Source organism: Actinomadura nitritigenes, assembly GCF_017573545.1.
Lineage (GTDB): Bacteria > Actinomycetota > Actinomycetes > Streptosporangiales > Streptosporangiaceae > Spirillospora > Spirillospora nitritigenes.
This window is the reverse complement of record NZ_JAGEOK010000074.1, coordinates 1-15,463: the sequence shown is the minus strand read 5'-3', so window position 1 is coordinate 15,463 and position 15,463 is coordinate 1. Positions and strand designations below refer to the sequence as shown.

The window sequence follows — 15,463 nt, the reverse complement described above, 5'->3', positions numbered from 1 at the left end:
CGGGCAGGCGCCGCCACCGGGTGCCGATGGCGCGGCGGTGTTCCCGCAGGCGCTGGGATAGGTGGCGCAGGGCGGCGCTGGACACATCGATGCCGGACGGGTAGACAAGCATGCGAAGCCTCTGGTGGAGCCGGTCTTCTTGGTCGAAAACCCATCTACCAGGGGCTTCACCCGTCTGTCAGCCCAACCCCGCGGCCACCGCAGCAGGTTGAAAACGGCTCATTGACCTCTGCGTGGGGAATGCCTATGTGCCAGGCAAGGGGCTTGAGGTCATCGGTACGGTGACCTCGACGCTCCGCCAGTCGGCAAGCGAGGTTCGGCTGCCCACCGTGCAGTTTGATGCAAATGACGTCGGAACCGCAGAAGGGTGTCCGGATCGTCGGCACGATGACTCACTCCGTCGACATCGGTGATTCCACCCCTGACGAAGCTGTTGATCGTCCAGACAACGTTCCAGTTGAACATTTCCGGGTCCACATCTTCCGCGACTGCTTCAGCGATCCGGCCGACGATCTGGTCCAACTCTCGCAGGCTGTCGCGCACCTCCACCTCCGGGATGTCAGTGGCGTCGGACATCCAGCGGTGCATCCAGAGCGCCGGGAACTCCGGGTACTGCAGGCAGAAGTCCAAGTATGAGTCGATCAGGCGGATCAGGCCAGCGGCGTCGGGGGTGAACTCCTTCAAGGCGCCCTTCATGGATTCGATACGGAGTTCCGTCAGACTCCTCAGGACGGCCTTGTACAAGCCGATCTTGCCGCCGTAGCGGTCGGTCACCACGCTGTGCTCGATGCCGCAGGCATCGGCAATGATCTGTGTGGAGGCCTCGTCGTAGCCGAGCTCGGAGAACAGCCGTGCGGCAGTAGTGAGCACGCGTTCGGGGATGCGGCCGCCGTCCCCGTCTGAAGCCTCGTGCGTGTGCAGCATTGACAGCACCGTCCCTCCAGCAGTCTCACTCAACAGCGTATTCTTCACCGGATCAGGCCGAACATAGAGAATTAGTCAAGATCGGGTATTGTGGGCGCAATGGATGGGCTTATATCGCCCCGCGCCCAAGTGCGCTGCAAGCCGTCGGGTGCGGCTCGACGCCCGAGGCCGCGGCGAGCGGATGCTCGTTGCCACCCGGGTCCAGTGCGGCCGCCGTAGAGCTGCGACGCAGAACAGCCGGGGGACGCCCCACTGTCGTCGATTCGGTAGGGCAATCAGGGGTGAGGTCGCGGCCAGCGAGGTCGATGTCGCGGTCGATCGGGTAGTGCGGGTGCAGCGTCGGCGGCGTCCAGCGGATGCACGACGGCAGGTTGGCCGGCAGTCGGTCCAAGCCAAGGGTGGCCAGGTCGTGTGCGCACGGACCTCGCGGTCCGTGCAGACCCGCCCGTTCGACCGACGGCCATAACGACTCCGGGACGCTGCGGTGGTACCAGGATGCGGCGTCGCCGAGCGTGTGGAGGCTTTCCCGGTTCCCGGCGGCCGACCGGTGCAGTTCGGCGTGGGGGCGCGTGCCGGTGTCGCAGTGGGTGAGGTCCGCTTGAATGCCTGCTGCTGGGGTGCTCGGCACGGTTTCGGGGTGGCTGCGAACCCCTCGGCGGCCGGGGTCCGGGGTGAGGAAGTCGGGAAGTCGCCTTTCGGAGGGACGAGTGCGGCGAGTAGTGCGGCCTTCGGTTGAGCCGGTCGATGGCCCATGTACGCCACGGCATGTAGCAGGCCGGTATCCGACACGCCTGGACCACGGCGAGGCTCAGCACTAACCCCCGCGGCCGGCAGACCGCCGCGATCGGCCCGTGCGCGCACACCCGAGCCAGGATGGCGTTTCTGGATGGATCTCCGCGGCCAACCTCGCGCACCTGCCCTTGGTCGACGAGTGGGGCATCCGGTGCTCCAACAACGGCATGTAAGTGTGACGGTGAAAGCTCCAGCAGAACCGGAAGAGCTCAACAGCCCGACGACCCTGCCAACCTGCTACTGGAGCCGCCCTCAGGAACCTAGTGAACCCGCGCGGACTCCACCTGTCTTCGACGCCGGGAGGGGGTGCTTGCGGGCAGCCGCGCTACGCTCGGGATCTCCATCGATTTCCGCCCTCTGCACGATCACACTGGTCGGGAAGCCCGGTGCGCCCGGTGGACGAGGAAGCGCGGAACCCGGGTCGACCTCGAGTTTCTGCACTGAGGGGACCGGCGAGGGCGCGGCTATCGTTGAAGCACCAACGTTACCGGGGGGAGGCGCCCATGGCGGACGAAGGTGTCCCGAGCCGACGCCTGCTCGACACGCTGCTCGACATTCGCACCGTTTTCGACCCGAGGTCGGCGCTGACGTTGACGCTGCGGGAGGCGGTCGAGGTCGAAGGCCGGGAGACGGCCGTGTCCTGGGTCGCGCTGCCCGATCCCGCCGGCGGACTCGTGATCGAGCACGTCCTGGGGCAGCGAACCTCGGAACTCGAGAGCCTCGACGTTCACCAGGGGCAGGGGCTCACTGGTCGTGTGTTCGAGCAGTCGTGCATCCATTGGGTCGAGGAGTACGCCGAGGCCATCAGCATCACGCACGAGTTCGATCACATCATCGAGGCCGAGCGCGTCCGGCGGATGATCGCCGCGCCGCTGTCCATCGAGGAGGAGGTCCTCGGCGTCCTCACCGTTGGACGACGTGATGCGGGGCCTTTTGCCGAGCGAACCATCGCCCACATCGAGCAACTGGCCCAGCGGGCGAGCTTCGCTCTCGGCATCGCGAGGAAGAGTCGGGATAATGCGGCGGCCGCGGCCCTGGCAGAGCGACGTCGGATCAGTGAGGAGATCCACGACAGCGTCAGCGCTCTGTTGTTCTCGATCTCGTCGAGAACCGAGAAGGTGCACAGGCGCGCGGCGAACGTGGAACTCGCGTGCGAACTGGAGACGCTTCAACGCGAGGTCGCCGAGGTCAGTGGCATGGTGCGAGAGCTGATCCACGGGTGGCACGCGAGCGCGACGACCGACCTGAGGGCCGAGATCCAGGGGGCCGTCGACGACTTCCAGCACCGGACTGGCATCGAGGCGATCGCCGTGTTCCTCGGCGCCGTGCCGCCGCTGGACGCCGCCCGTATCGAAGCTGTGACTCGCTTCGTCGCCGTGACGCTGGCCAACGTGGAGCGTCACTCCACCGCATCACGAGCATCGGTTACCGTTGCCGCGCTGCCGAACCAGTTGACGGTGGCCGTTTCGAACGACGGTCCTGTGCCGTCGGAGGTTCGTCCCGGGATCGGCCTGGTTGGCGCGGAGGCCAGGATCGCGGGACTCGGTGGGAGCGTGTCCGTCGTGGACGACGATTCGACGGAGGGCTTCACGATTCGGGCACGCGTACCGCTGTGAGCATCAAGCTGTTCGTCGTCGATGACCACCCGATCGTCCAGGCGGGTATCGAGAACGTTTTCGTCGATGCGGAGGAGTTCGAGCTGCTCGGAGCCGCGACCTCGCTGCCGGAAGCCGTCGCGGCGGTGCACGGGCGGAAGCCGGATGTGATCCTCCTTGATGTCCGGCTCGGTGACACCGATGTCACCTCGGCCGTCACGGTCCTGGGCGCGGCGGCACCCCAGGCACGCATCGTGCTCTTCACCGCTGATCCCCACAATCCGCAGATCCCCCACGCTCGGCGCGCCGGCGCGGTCACGACCGTGCCGAAGGACACCGCACCCGCCACACTCCGGGCCGTCGTCCGGGCGGCCCACCAAGGCACACTGCGTGACGACGCGCCGCCCGGACGGGCCCTGCTGACTCCCCGTCAACGCGAGGTCCTCGCGTGCGTCGCCAGTGGCATGACCAACAGCGAGATCGGCGAGGAGCTGGGGCTCCGGCCGACGACGGTGAAGGCGTACTGGCAAGAGATCCTGCAGCGGATCGGAGCGCGGAATCGAGCGGACGCCATCGCCACCGCTTACCGCCTCGGTCTGCTGTAGACCTGCGATCGCCCCATTCCGAATCTGAAAGACCCTTCCGTTCGGCAGTGACGCACGTCTCATCACACGGGTTTGAATACGGTGTCCCGTCCGCATCCGAGGCCGGAGGATGTCGTGAACGCCGAACCCACAACTGATCCCACGCCGATCCCGTCCCTCGACAACCTGGGGCAGCTGCTGCCCAGCGCCGCACGGCGCTGGCCGAGGCGTACCGCCTTGGTCACCGATGAGCGAAGCCTCACCTTCGAGGAGTTGGACCGGCTGGCAAGTCGCGTGGCACACGCCCTGAGCGCGCGGGGTGTCGGCTTCGGTGACCGGGTCTCGCTGGTCTCCCAGAACCGGTGGGAGTGGGTCGTGGCCTATCACGGCGCCCTCCGTTGCGGTGCGGTCGTCAACCCGCTCAACGTCATGCTGACCGGCGAAGAACTCGCATACATCCTGAGCGACTCCGGGGCCAAGGTCCTGTTGGCCTCAGGCGAGCGTCTGGAGGCGGTCGGGGGTGTGCTCGAGGGTGTCCAGAGCTTGGAGCGCGTGGTCGCGTTCGATGGTGCGACCAGGCAGGTCGAGTCCTTCGAGTCGCTCCTGGCGTCCGCCGAAGCCACTCCCTTCGAGCCGGTGTCGGTGGACCCGAGGTCCCTCGCCTGCATCGCCTACACGTCCGGAACGACCGGTCATCCCAAGGGAGCCATGCAGTCGCACCTGTCGCTGGTGCTGAACTGCGCGTACACGGCCACCATGCACGTGCGGACAATCGATGACATCGTCGTCACCGCCCTGCCGTCGGCGCACGTGTACGGCAACGTCGTCATCAACAGTACGTGGATGGCCGGTGGGTGCGTGGTGCTGATGACCCGGTTCGACCCCGAGGGTGCGATCCGCCGCATTGAGCAGCACGGGGCCACGATGTTCGAAGGCGTCCCCGCCATGTACGCCACCATGCTGGCCACGCCCGCCCTGGCCGAGGCTGACCTCTCCACCCTCATTCGCAGCACCGTCGGTGGACAGACGATCGCCGAGAGCGTCATCGATGCCTGGGAGACGCGGACCAGCGCCCCCTTGATCGAGCTATGGGGGATGACGGAGTTGTCCGGCCTGGGCTCCACCCATGCGCTCTATGCCCCCAATGTCCACGGCTCCATCGGAGTGGTGCTGCCGGGGAACGAACTCCGGGTGATCAGCACTGAGGACGGGGTCACCGAGTGCCGTCCCGGCGAGCCCGGCGAACTCATGGCCCGCGGACCGTTGGTCACCATGGGGTACTACAACAACGATGCGGCGACCGCCGAGGCGATCACGCCGGACGGCTGGCTGCACACGGGCGACATCGCGACCCACGACGGCACCGGCCGCTTCTTCGTCGTCGACCGGCTCAAGGACATGATCCTGACCGCAGGCTACAACGTGTATCCAGCCGAGATCGAGCGAGTACTCATCGGCCACGCGAGTGTCGCGCTCGTCGCCGTGGGCCGCGAGCCGGACCCGGTCAAGGGCGAGGTAGCACACGCGTACGTCGTGCCGGCGCACGGTAGCACCCCGGACGCCGAGGAACTGAGCGGCTACTGTCGGCAGCACCTCGCGCCGTACAAGGTCCCACGGGCCATCCACTTCGTCGACCAACTGCCGACCACGTCCAGCGGAAAGCTGATGCGTCGCATGCTGCGCCAGTCGGCGGCCACCTTGAGCTGAGACAAAAGACCGTGGCACTCCCGCGACAAACGGCGTTTCAACGACGAACGGGCCTATCTGCGCCAGCAGGCAAAGGACAGCGGGATGACTGCGTCTCTCAACTCCACCGAGTACAAAACGCCCGATGATCCGAAACAACGCGCGACCAAGGAGCTTCCGTCCATGCCACACGAAATCCACGAAGCCGACGCGACGGAGCTGGCGGCGAAGGTGCGCGACGGCGAGGTCTCGCCCCGCGAGCTCGTCGAAGCGGCCATCTCCCGAATCGAGGAAACCGATCCGACCCTGAACTTCATGGTCCATCGACGTTTCGAGGAAGCCCTCACCGAAGCCGGCGGAGCACTCCCCGACGGCCCCTTCCGCGGGGTACCCACCGTGCTCAAGGACCTCGGGCAGAGCCTGATGGCCGGTCAGCCGAACTACGCCGGCTCCGCCGTCATCCGTGACCTCGGAGTAATCGCCGATCACGACGGCAACGTCACGCGCCGGCTGCTCGACGCCGGCTTCATCATCCTCGGGCGCACGAACGTGCCGGAGTTCGGGCCGACGGTGACAACGGAGCCGGTCGCGTTCGGGCCGACCCTGAACCCGTGGGACACCTCGCGCTCGCCCGGCGGATCGAGCGGCGGCGCGGCCGTCGCCGTCGCATCGGGCAGCGTCCCGCTGGCACACGGCGGCGACGCCGGCGGGTCGATCCGCATTCCCGCCTCGATGACGGGGCTGGTCGGTCTGAAGGCCTCGCGCGGCCGCATGTCGATGGGCCCCGATCAGGGCGAGGAACCCGCCGGCTTCGCTGTCGAGGGCGCCATCACCCGCACCGTCCGCGACACGGCGGCGATCATTGACGTGCTCGCCGGCTGCGAGCCGGGCGACCCGTACACGGCACCGACCCCGGCGCGTCCGTTCACCGACGAGGTCGGCGTGCCGCCCGGCCGGCTGCGCATCGGGGTAGCCGCCAGCCTCAAGGACTTCGAGACCGACCCCGAATGCTCACTCGCGGCCACGCAAGCCGGCGCGCTCCTGTCCGAGCTCGGCCACGACGTCGACGCCGCCGCGCCCGCGGCGATGCAGGCCCAGCGCTCGGAGTTGATGCCGCACTTCTTCGGAACCCTCTCCGCGCTGTTCGCGGCGAACATCATGGGGCTCGAGGCGGCGATCGGCCGGCCGCTGGACATTGACCGCTTCGAGCCGCTGACGCGCGACCACATCGAGCAGGGGCGTCGCATGACCGCCGCGGAGACCGTCCACTCACGCCTCGTGCTCAACCGCTTCACCCGCACCATGGCCGAGTGGTGGTCGAAGGACGGCTGGGACCTGCTGCTCACACCGATGATGCCGGTGCCGCCGTTCCCTCTCGGCTACCTCGACTTCGACCCGGACGATCGCGAACGCTCGCACGACCGCATCTACACAGCGACGCAATACAGCGTCCCCTTCAACGTCACAGGCCAGCCGGCGATCTCGCTACCGCTGCATTGGAGTGCCGACGGGCTACCGATAGGAGTCCAACTCGTCGCGGCATACGGCCGGGAAGACCTCCTTATCCGAGTGGCCGCCCAGCTCGAACAAGCGGCGCCCTGGACCCATCGACGACCGCCGACATCCGCCGGTTCTGGCCGCTGACATGCCGCCACCGGGCGCCCTGGCCGGCCGCTGGGTGCGCAGCACCTCGTCATAGATGCTGCTGGCCAGGGGGATCTGCTCGGCGTCCTGGCCCTGCTGTGCGGCGGCTTCCTCGGTGAACCGCGCCGACTGCTGGCCGATGAGGTCGGCGAACAGAAACGACACCGCCGCCGCCAGAACCTCACCCAACCCCAACCGATCCTCCGTCACAGCCCCCGTCTAGCTGTTCAGAGCGCGCTCGCATGTCCTATTCAGATCGCTGCGCGACCCCCTCTAGGAGGCCGGAGCCCTGCGGAACACGGGGGTAGCGCACGCGGGCAGGTAGGGCGGGCGGGACCGCACCATGGCGGCGGCCTCAGGCGCCAGCTCGCCGTGTGGAACCGGCGGCGTGCGCGTCGGCCAGCCCGGCAACACGGGTCGTGGTGGCCGCAAGCGACCGCGCTGCCTCGGCGACGCCGGACTCCCAGCATGGCCGGGTCCGCAGCGGCCTGCGGGCGTAGGCGCCGTCAGCCGGCGGGGAGCGTGAGGCGGAGCGGGCCGGACTGCAGGTCGCGTGACAGCTGGTCCAGGTCCGCCGGGCGCACTGCGACGATGAGCACTTCCTTGGCCTGCACGTCCAGGACGAGCAGGTCGGTGAACCAGGCGGTCGTGCCACGTGCTCCGACGGTCTGGCCGGGCCGGACGCGGTCGGCGCCCGTGCTGAGGGTGACGGTCGTGACGATCCGTCCGGCGAGCCTGCCGGCCGCGAGGCGCGGGCCGAGGCCCACCGGGCGAACGGGCTTCCCGCGCAGGATGGGCCTGAGAGTGTAGCGGCCGACGAGGTCGGCGGGGCGGACCGGGCCGCGGGTGCGGCGCAAGTCGTCCCTGGTCAGTAGGTGGAACGCGGTGAGGTCGCGGGCCGCGCGGACGCCTGCACCGGACGCGGCCAGGGATGGCCGCGCGGGCAGGGTGTCCGCGGCGGTCCAGGCGAGCGCGCCGGCGAGCAGGACCGCCGCCACCAGCACGGCGCGCACGCGAGAGGGCCGGGGCGAGCGCGCGCGTCCGGGCGTACCGGCGGGCACGGGCACGGGCGGCGCGGGTCGCGCCGCCGCGCGCGCTTCGTCGGGCCCCTGCTCGGTCGGGTAGCGCAGCGCTCCGGCCTGGTCGAAGTCGGCGGCGCCCAGGTACCAGACCTTGCCGAGCTGCTCCCACTGGGCGCGTTCCGCGCCGGGGCCACTGGGCAGCCGCAGGCCCATCGCCTCCAGCAGCAGGAAGCGATGCACGTCGTAGGCGGCGCGGACGAGCTGCGCGTACGGGCGGGCCGCGCGCACCGCGCCCCGGTAGCCCAGGACGGCGACCAGCGCTCCTCCCCACACGCATCCCGCTGCGCCGGGGCCGGGCAGCAACAGCGCGCCGAGGACGCCGCCGACGATCGCGAAAAGTCCGCCCAGGAAGCTGACCGTCACGGCGGCCTCCAGCGCTGCGGCCGCCTGGGCGAACGAGGCTCGGAACGCGTCCGGGAGAACGCCGTACAGGCGCGGCCAGGTGCTGACCGCGTCCAGCCCGTAGCGATCGCCGTGCTCCTCGGCCGCGCGCAGGATGTTCCCGAGCCTGGTGGGGAGGGTGCGCGCAGCCGTCCGGGGATAGCTGAGGAAGAGTTCGGGATCGCGGGGGCCGCGCCGGCGCTGCGCGGCCAGGTGGCGGGCGCGCAGCCCGTCACGCAGCGGGTTCAGGATCCGCCGGTCCGGCCAGTAGCCCTCGTAGCAGCGGATCAGCCCGGTCTGTGCGGCGTCCAAGAACTGCCCGAGCACGATGGTCGCGAGCAGCGCCCCCAGCCCGAGCAGGACGCGCGTGTCGGCGGCCAGGCCGTTCCACCACGGCATCGTCGTGCCCCAGCCCGCCCCCGCGGCGACGACGCCCGCGACCGCGGCGAGGAAGGCGGCCAGCGGAACCCAGACGGAGGTCAGCCGCCGACGGTCCAGCAGCGCGACGGCGCCGTCGAGGAGACCGGGCACCGATCAGGACTCCCAGCCGGGCGCCAGCCGGTGGTCCCGGCCGTTCGGGCACAGGCCGTCCGGAGGCGGGAACTCGGCCAGCTCGCCGACCGCCCCGCAGACGGCGCACCTGACCCGGATGAGCGCGGCGGGCGGGGCCGGCGTGCCGGGCAGTTCCCAGTCCGGCGCGTCCAGGACGCTGCCGATCGCGTCGCCGTCCTCCTCGAGCGCCTGGGCGAGCTCGCCGCGGATCGTGCTGGACTCCAGGACGCCGATGAGGCGGTCATGCTCGACGACCAGGACGCACAGCAGCCCTTCGTTCAGCAGTCGCAGCACGCCCGGCGCCGCCGACAGATCGGCGACCGGGTCGTCCGGGCCCAGCTGGACCGCCGGCCAGGGGCCGCCGGGCCCCACCACCCAGCGCGGCCGCGCACCGTCGGCCACGACCACCAGAAGGTCGTCCGAGCGCGCGGGTGCGTCCTCCTCGGACACGGTCCGGTATTCGGTCGCCATCAGTTCGCCCGCCGTTCTGACCGCCATCCGTCCTCCTCAGTACCAGTCGCCGATCAGCACGAACGCCGCCCAGAAGTACGGGTGCGCGTACACCGCCCGGTCGAGGTCGGGGGCCTTGCCCGGACGCCCGGCGAGCAGCTGGGCGCGCTGCCGCAGCGTGTCGGCGGTGCGGTGGACGGCCGGGTCCTCCGGCGCCTCCAGCGCCGCGCGGCAGGCCTCCGCCGCGCCGGTGAAGTCGCGGGCGGCGAGCCGGATCCGGGCCTCGGCGACCCGTAGCCGCGCGCCCGCCTCGCCCCGCGTGCCGGGTGCGACGGCCGCCAGGTAGGCCAGCACGTCGCCCGCGGAGATCCCGCGCAGCCACGCCTGCGCCGCGTGCAGCGAATCGACCGCGCTGAGGCCCCCAGCGAGTCCCTCGTAGAAACGCCCCAGGAGCATGGTCGTCGCCAGCTCGTCGACCGTCCACAGGCTGACCAGGAGGGCGGGGGCGCCCGCGTGCAGCAGCGACCGCACCAGGCCGAGCAGCTCGTCGCCGGGGCGGGTGGCCGTGACACCCGTCCGGCAGGCCGCGAGCACCACCAGCGTGCCGGTGAGCCGCAGGCCCAGGAAGTGCTCGGCGGTGAACGGCCCGTCGGCCAGCAGCACCCCCGAGCGCATCGGCGCCGCCGCGTCGAACATGCCGTGCGCACCGACGTGCAGGATGTCGGGACGCCGCCGCGCCCCGGCCGCTCCGGCCTCATCGTCCGGCTCGGCCGCTCTCGGTCCGGCGAGCCGTCCGGTCAGCGCGGCGCCCGCCGCGCCGGAACCGGTGAGCGTCTCGGTGTCGAACAGGCGGCCCAGGAGCGCGGCATGCGTGAGCCCGAACGTCAGCGGCGCCGTACCGGGCGGATCGGTGACGGCCAGCGCGCGGCGCCGGGTCCCGCCGCGGTTGGCGCGGCAGTGGCGGAGCAGCGACGCGCTCGGCGCGTAGGCGACGGCGTGCCCGGCCAGGCCCGCGTCCACCGCGTGCAGCGGCACCCGGTGCAGGGCGTCGTGCGGGACGAGCCAGAGCCGGTCGCCGGGCGCGAGGCGGTCCACGACCGGGGCGACCAGGTCGACCAGCAGGCCGCCGGCGAGCAGCGCCGCCGCGCGGGCCAGCGCGGCCGGCTCGCGCGGCGCGGACTCGAAGGCCGCGGTCAGCTCCCCCGCCTGCGACCGCACCGACGCCAGCGTGCACGGCACCGTCACGAGCTCGGGCTCCGGGTCGTCCGGCCCGGCGACCATGATGACGGCCCGGCTCTCGGTCAGGAAGTACTCGGCCAGGAGCATGCTCGCGGTCACGGCGTCCTCCCCCTCAGGGGCCCGCGTTTCCCGCCGCGGCGGGCGCGCCGCTCCTCGGCGCCCAGGAACGCGCGCAGTTCGGCGTAGGACATCGGCTCCCCGCCGGCCGTCCCGCCGGCGGGGTCGCCCATCAGTTCCAGCAGAACGCGTGAGCGCGCCGTCTCCGACAGCTCGAACGCGGTGGCCGCGCGGTGCTCGGGCCAGCCCTCGCCCGGGTCCGGCCCGGCCGCCGCGAGCAGACCGATCATCAGCGACGCCAGCCGCTCGGTCGCCGCGCCCGACGTCGCGCGCAGGTCGGCGTCACGGACCGTGCCGCGCAGCCGCTGCTGGAGGACCAGGGCCCGCGACAGGTCGCCGTACGCGGCGGCGGCGTCGATCCGCCGCAACGCCGAGCCGAGATCCAGCAGCGTCCCGTAGGCGTAGACGGCCTGGTCCTCGCGTTCGAGCAGATCGGCGGCCTGGCGGATCAAGCCGGCCGCTTCGGCGTACCGGCCCGCCGTCCACAACCGCATCCCCGCCTCGGTCAGCCCCTTGGCCGCGGCGTTGGTGTAGTACCTGGCCAGGATGAGCGGCGGCAGATGCGCGCCGTTCAGGTCGAGCGCGTAGTAGTCCTGGTCGGCGGGGCCGCCCAGCGCGCCGTCCTGCCATTCGTACATCGCCGCCAGGTCCATCGTCCTGCGGACGCCCTGCGGGAGGATCCCCGCCCGGCGCGCCTCTCGGCCGAGGCGCCACGCGTCCCGGCGCCGGAGGGGAAGCGCCCGCGCCGCGCGGCGGGCCTTCCTCGCGGCCTCTGGTTCGCCGAGCGCCTCATGGCAGACGGCGGCCCCGGACAGCAGCAGGCGGCGGGTCAACGGGAGCAGTCCGGGCTCGTCCAGCATCGGGATCAGTTCGTCGAGCACCCGCTCCGGCAGCAGGACCTGGAAGTTCAGGGCGCCGCGGACGGCGGCGGCGTTCTGGGCCATGTCCTCGGCGGCGAGGTTAACCAGGCCGCACCGCAGCCGCAACCGCCGCGCCTCCCCGTAGCCGGCCGCCGCGTCCTCCTTGCGGCCGAGGAGGGAGTTGATGTCGCCCCGGATGTACGCGATGTCGGCACGAGCGAGGCCGATGGCCCGCTCCCGGCGGCCGTCGGGACGAGGGTGCCGCAGCTCGGCGAGCCCGACGAGCATCTCCGCCGCGTCCAGCCAGGCGAACGCCGCCTCCCCGGTCCGCGCGGTGGTGGGGTGAATGGCCTCCAGGGACGCCTCCTGCCGTTGCATCTGCGCGGCGAGATCCGCTTCGTAACAGAGCGAATGCACCAGCGAGAGATCCGGGGGCAGACTCCCCCAGGCCTCCAGCCGCTCGCGGCGCCGGTCGTAGCGGTATTGGCGGCTGCCTTCGGCGAACCGCCGGTGGTCGAGCTCGCGCGGGCGCAGCCACGGCCCGCGCACCAGCCGATAGGCCAGGACGGCGACCCGGTTGCGGCGGCGCCGCAGGGCGGTGTCGGACCAGGTCCGGACAACCACCGCGCGGTAGTCGTCCCCGCCGTTGAAGAAGCGCTGCGCGTCTAGGCGGCGCGGCATCGCGGACGGCGCGCGGATCCCGGCGGCGCCCATGAGCTGCAGCGGGAGGGAGAACCCGACCATCAGCGCCGCGAAGACCGCGAACGTCGGGTCCGCGTGGAACAGGCCGACCAAGAACGCCAGCAGGCCCTTGTCAGTGACGACCCTGGCCCATGTCGGCAGCCAACCGGGCAGCCGCCCGAAGTCGACGAACTCCTGCGCGCACAGCGCCAGCGCCAGCCAGAACTGGTAGCGCTCCAGCCAGGGCGCCCCGTCCCAGAGCCGGGCGATCCAGCCGCCGGCGACGGCGGCGATCACGTAGGCCCACGACGAGCCCCAGCACTCCAGGCCGAGGGTGCGGGCCCGCTGCGGCGGCGACAGGCACCGGGTGACGCGCAGGTACAGCAGGCTCATGACGGTGATCGCGGCCGCCGGACCGAGGAGCAGCGGCGCGGGGACCGGCGACCCGCGCACGACCGCGTACCCGGCCAGCACGACCGGAAGCACGCAGAAGATCCCGTAGGCCGCGGGCCACAGACGCATGCCACCATCGTCGCGCGATCCCGCTGATCAACGGCGGTACCGCCCGGAACCGGCCAAGCACTGGAAGTCACCGCCCGCCCCGGTGAGCCTGATGGTGTGCCGACCCTCGCCCAAGGGCTCGGCGTCGCGCTCGCGGCGGCCTCGGCCTGGGCTCTGACGATGCTGGAACGGGCCCGCGCCCGCAAGCGCGACCCCCGCGTCCTCATGATCGAGACCTTCGTCTCGCCCGGTCACCGCGTCCGGCCGCTGCTGCCCTCCGTCCTCGTCTGGGGCACCGCCGCGTTCTTCCTGGCCGGGGCGTTGCAGGCGGTCGACCCCCGGGTGCTCGTCCTGCTCGGGCTGCTCGTGGGGGTGGCGGGCCTGCCGCACGTCGCGCTCGGCGCCGCAGTGTGCTTCTCCTTCGTCCGGCCAGACATCGGCCTGCTGCTCACCTGGGCAGCCCCGGTCGCCGCCGGCGCGCTCGTGCGCGTCGTGCATCTCAGGACGGTCATGTGGCGGCCGCCCATGTCCTGGGCGCGGAGGTTCCAGCGTTGGGGGACGGTGCTGAGCCCGCCGATGCCGGTCGACCGGTTCTGGCAGGCGGCGGCCGCGGGCGCGGCCGCCGCCCCGGTCGTCGCGCTCGCGGTGACCTGGAACCACCCGGACCTGCCGCTGCGCGCGGCCTGCGCGGTGCTGGTGGCGATCCAGCTCGCGGCGACGGGCCGCGCCTGGCGGGGCAGGCATCGCTGGCTGCAGCGGATGGGTCGCGGTGTGGTGGCCCTGTCCGTCGCGGCGACCGCCCTGCTGGCGAGCGGCCCTCTCGGAGGCTGGCTGGCCGACCAGTGGGCGTCCGAGCGCCACGCCGTCGGGGTGTCCGGCGGCATCACCCTGTCGGCCATCGCGTTCCTGGCTTGGCTGGGGCTGAGGTGGCCTGCCGCGATCTGGCGGCTCCTGACCCGCCTGGTCCGGATGTTCAGCAGCCGGGGACTGGTGCCGTTCTGGACGGTCGTGGTGTTCCACGACACTCACGGACCGCTGGTCGCCGCGACAGTACTGATCGCGGCCGAGGCGCTGCTGACGCTTTCGGGGAGGCTCCTGGGCAGGTACGACGTGATCGACGAGAGCGAGGCGCGCATCTACGCGCAGACCGTCCACTGGAAGCCGGCGACCCGGTTGTCGCTGTTCGGGCCGTGGCTCTACGACGGCATCGTGCACCGCAGGAAGGGCTTCGACTACGGACCCGTCCGCGTCTACCTGGGCATGGCCGTGCTGGGCGCCCAAGGCCGCGCCGCCCCCGGCCAGGGCGGCGCGGCCTTGGGCTCCGACGCCTGGCGCCCGCTGACCGGGCTCGACGCGCTGCGCTGGACCGGGGCGGCGGCCCAGGCACTCGACCTGATCGACGGCGAGGCGCTGCCCCGCCTCGTCGAGGACGGGTCCCCCGGCGGGAGCCGCGACCGGGCCGGTGAGCTGAACCTCCGGCAGCGGGCCGCGCGCGCCGACCTCGCCCTCGCCCGCGCCGTCGTCCTCGCCCATGCGGAGCAGTGGCACGAGGCGCTCAACGAATGGCGCGACGCGGCGCAGCAATACCGCGCGCTCGGTGAGACCGCCGCCGAGCGGTCGGCCCGGACCGCGACCGCGTGGCTGCTCGCCTGCTGGCTCGACCAGCCGAGTGCCGCCCGGCGCGAGCTGGCGCGCGTGAGCCCCGCCACCGGCCCGCCGCCCAGCATCCCCGACCGGTGGCATCCTGGCCTCGCTGAGGGAGTCGCCGAACTCGTCACCACCGCCGAGACCGAACTGGCCGAGCTCCACTCGAGCGCGTCGGCGTCCGATACGCCGAGGACGTCGATATGAGTCGATAAGCCTCGGCTCCTCGCTAAAGCTTCAGGCCTCGATCGCTTCTCCGTGCCTGCACGGAGGAGGACCGACCCCTAATGCCGGGGCCGGTACCCGGCGACGCACCGCCCACCTGCAGGACCATTCCGCCAGCTAGTGGTCACACGGTTCATCCAGCTCGAGCCTGCTCAGACTCAAGACACGCGCGGTCCGCGCCTTCTACTGCGCGACGTCTTCATGCCAATGGGAACTGACGCACTATTGAGCAAAGCGGGTGTGCCCGTCCACTTTGGCTACCGACCGGATCTCCTGCTCGGATTGACCAAACGCATCGACCAAGTTCGCGCGCTCTAAGAGCGTGTCTCATGTGGGGAGTTGTGTGAGCTTCTTGTAGCAGGTGATGGCTGCGGCGAGGACGAGGAAGGCGTTGAACAGGTGGCCGTGGCGTTCGTAGCGGACGGTCAGGCGCCGGTAGCCGAAAAGCCAGGCCAGAGTCCGTTCGATCTTCCAGCGGTGGCGGCCCAGACGCTCGCTGGACTCGA

At 71.3% G+C, this 15,463-nt stretch carries 11 protein-coding genes and 1 pseudogene; 5 read left to right on the top strand and 7 right to left on the bottom strand.

The genetic code is table 11. The annotated features are described in order from the left end of the window. Nucleotides 1-112 (bottom strand): annotated as a pseudogene (locus tag J4557_RS48415) (IS5/IS1182 family transposase); the annotation flags it as partial. A 158-nt stretch (nucleotides 113-270) separates the two neighbouring features. Then, nucleotides 271-924: a TetR/AcrR family transcriptional regulator gene (locus tag J4557_RS48410; protein WP_208274665.1), complete on the bottom strand. Its 654-nt coding sequence runs from the start codon at nucleotides 922-924 to the stop codon at nucleotides 271-273. Nucleotides 925-2,219: 1,295 nt separating this feature from the next. On the opposite strand from J4557_RS48410, the gene J4557_RS48405 reads away from it, so the two are divergent. The 4 genes from J4557_RS48405 (at nucleotide 2,220) to J4557_RS48390 (ending at nucleotide 7,225) form a co-directional block, all read left to right on the top strand. Next, nucleotides 2,220-3,332, top strand: a complete 1,113-nt coding sequence (locus J4557_RS48405; RefSeq protein WP_208274664.1) for a GAF domain-containing sensor histidine kinase — start codon at nucleotides 2,220-2,222, stop codon at nucleotides 3,330-3,332. Continuing rightward, on the top strand, nucleotides 3,329-3,916 hold the full coding sequence (locus J4557_RS48400; RefSeq protein ID WP_208274663.1) for a response regulator transcription factor: 588 nt from the start codon (nucleotides 3,329-3,331) through the stop codon (nucleotides 3,914-3,916). The genes J4557_RS48405 and J4557_RS48400 overlap by 4 nt, the downstream gene beginning before the upstream one ends. A 114-nt stretch (nucleotides 3,917-4,030) precedes the next feature. Next, a complete protein-coding gene (locus J4557_RS48395) occupies nucleotides 4,031-5,602 on the top strand; it encodes a class I adenylate-forming enzyme family protein (protein ID WP_208274660.1) in 1,572 nt (523 codons plus the stop codon). An 84-nt stretch (nucleotides 5,603-5,686) separates the two neighbouring features. Then, on the top strand, nucleotides 5,687-7,225 hold the full coding sequence (locus J4557_RS48390; RefSeq protein WP_208274657.1) for an amidase: 1,539 nt from the start codon (nucleotides 5,687-5,689) through the stop codon (nucleotides 7,223-7,225). 506 nt (nucleotides 7,226-7,731) lie between these two features. Here J4557_RS48390 and J4557_RS48385 read toward each other — a convergent pair. The 4 genes from J4557_RS48385 to J4557_RS48370 are packed head-to-tail and all read right to left on the bottom strand — an operon-like array spanning nucleotide 7,732 to nucleotide 13,109. Beyond that, nucleotides 7,732-9,219 (bottom strand): CpaB family protein, encoded by a 1,488-nt coding sequence (locus J4557_RS48385; RefSeq protein ID WP_208274655.1) that lies wholly within the window; start codon nucleotides 9,217-9,219, stop codon nucleotides 7,732-7,734. A 3-nt stretch (nucleotides 9,220-9,222) separates the two neighbouring features. After that, nucleotides 9,223-9,738: a hypothetical protein gene (locus tag J4557_RS48380; protein ID WP_208274654.1), complete on the bottom strand. Its 516-nt coding sequence runs from the start codon at nucleotides 9,736-9,738 to the stop codon at nucleotides 9,223-9,225. 9 nt (nucleotides 9,739-9,747) lie between these two features. Continuing rightward, entirely contained in the window at nucleotides 9,748-11,028 is a 1,281-nt protein-coding gene (locus tag J4557_RS48375) for a CHAT domain-containing protein (RefSeq protein ID WP_208274653.1), read from the bottom strand. Further along, on the bottom strand, nucleotides 11,025-13,109 hold the full coding sequence (locus J4557_RS48370) for a hypothetical protein (RefSeq protein WP_208274652.1): 2,085 nt from the start codon (nucleotides 13,107-13,109) through the stop codon (nucleotides 11,025-11,027). The genes J4557_RS48375 and J4557_RS48370 overlap by 4 nt, the downstream gene beginning before the upstream one ends. Nucleotides 13,110-13,205: 96 nt before the next feature. On the opposite strand from J4557_RS48370, the gene J4557_RS48365 reads away from it, so the two are divergent. After that, complete coding sequence (locus J4557_RS48365) at nucleotides 13,206-14,939, top strand: hypothetical protein (RefSeq protein WP_208274651.1); 1,734 nt, start codon at nucleotides 13,206-13,208, stop codon at nucleotides 14,937-14,939. A gap of 345 nt (nucleotides 14,940-15,284) precedes the next feature. Here the strand turns inward: J4557_RS48365 and J4557_RS52450 are convergent. After that, nucleotides 15,285-15,463: transposase (locus J4557_RS52450; RefSeq protein ID WP_372442609.1), on the bottom strand; the 179-nt coding region annotated here is incomplete at its 5' end.

Bases quoted from the DNA above. Each gene is read 5' to 3' on its own strand.
- J4557_RS48410 (WP_208274665.1), bottom strand. From the start codon at position 924: ATGCTGCACACGCACGAGGCTTCAGACGGGGACGGCGGCCGCATCCCC.
- J4557_RS48405 (WP_208274664.1), top strand. From the start codon at position 2,220: ATGGCGGACGAAGGTGTCCCGAGCCGACGCCTGCTCGACACGCTGCTC.
- J4557_RS48390 (WP_208274657.1), top strand. From the start codon at position 5,687: ATGACTGCGTCTCTCAACTCCACCGAGTACAAAACGCCCGATGATCCG.
- J4557_RS48380 (WP_208274654.1), bottom strand. From the start codon at position 9,738: ATGGCGGTCAGAACGGCGGGCGAACTGATGGCGACCGAATACCGGACC.
- J4557_RS48370 (WP_208274652.1), bottom strand. From the start codon at position 13,109: ATGCGTCTGTGGCCCGCGGCCTACGGGATCTTCTGCGTGCTTCCGGTC.